Origin of the sequence: Inquilinus limosus MP06 (assembly GCF_000767795.1) — a bacterium.
In the GTDB taxonomy this organism is placed as follows: Bacteria; Pseudomonadota; Alphaproteobacteria; order DSM-16000; family Inquilinaceae; genus Inquilinus; species Inquilinus limosus_E.
Genome location: NZ_JANX01001089.1, coordinates 1 through 872 on the forward strand (window position 1 = coordinate 1; position 872 = coordinate 872).

At 75.3% G+C, this 872-nt stretch carries 1 pseudogene; it reads right to left on the reverse strand.

The annotated features are described in order from the left end of the window. Positions 1 to 858: pseudogene (locus tag P409_RS35380) on the reverse strand (DUF4159 domain-containing protein); the annotation flags it as partial. Positions 859 to 872 lie beyond the last annotated feature (14 nt).

Here is an 872-nt window from a genome sequence, read left to right on the forward strand (position 1 = left end):
GATGCCGCTGCCCAGCGCCACCAGCCGGCGCAGCATGTCGACGAACAGGCCGGAGAAGGCGAGGTTCGACCAGGCCGGCCCGGCGGTGGTGTGGACCAGCACCAGCCAGCCGCGGCCGCGCTTCTCGGCGGTGACGATCGGGGTGCCGTCGGTCAGCCGGGCCCAGGTCTTGTCGGCCAGGTCCGGCGACGGGTCGGCCAGCACCTGGCGCTGGATGCGGACGTCGTCCGGAATGGTCAGGCCCTGGAACGGGGTGGTAGCGGCGAACGGCGCCAGCGGCATCGGCGCGGTCCAGGACATGGCGCCGGACAGGGTGCGGTCGCCGAAGCGCAGCGGCACCGGCACCAGCGGGTCCGGATTGGCGGCCAGGATCGGGCCGGCGAAGCGAATCAGGGCGCCTCCGCCTTCCATCCAGCGCTCCGCGGCCTGGCGGTCGGCCTCGGTCGACAGGGTGCCGTCGGGCAGCAGCAGGGCGGCCAGCCGGTCGGTCGGCTGGGTGCCGCCCAGCAGGTCGGCGACGCTGCCGCGGCGGATCTCGGCGAAAGGCTCCAGCGCCCGCTGCAGATAGTAGTTCTCGGTCAGCAGCGGCTGGGCCCGGGCGGTGTCCTGCGGCGTGGCCAGACCGACCGGCCGGCGGCGCCAGCGCTCGTCGACCAGCACCGTGGCGCCGGCCGTGGTCTCGCTTTCGATCGACACCGCGGTGATGGCGTTGCGCGCGGTCGACGGCAGGTCGAACCGGGCCTCGGCCTGGCGCTGGCCTTCGGGGAAGCGCACCTCGGTGCGGGCCAGCGGGCGCCCGTCCTCGGCCGTGGCGCGCAGCACCAGCGGCACGTCGCCGGCGGCGACGGCGCGTTTCACCGGCACGGTCAGGG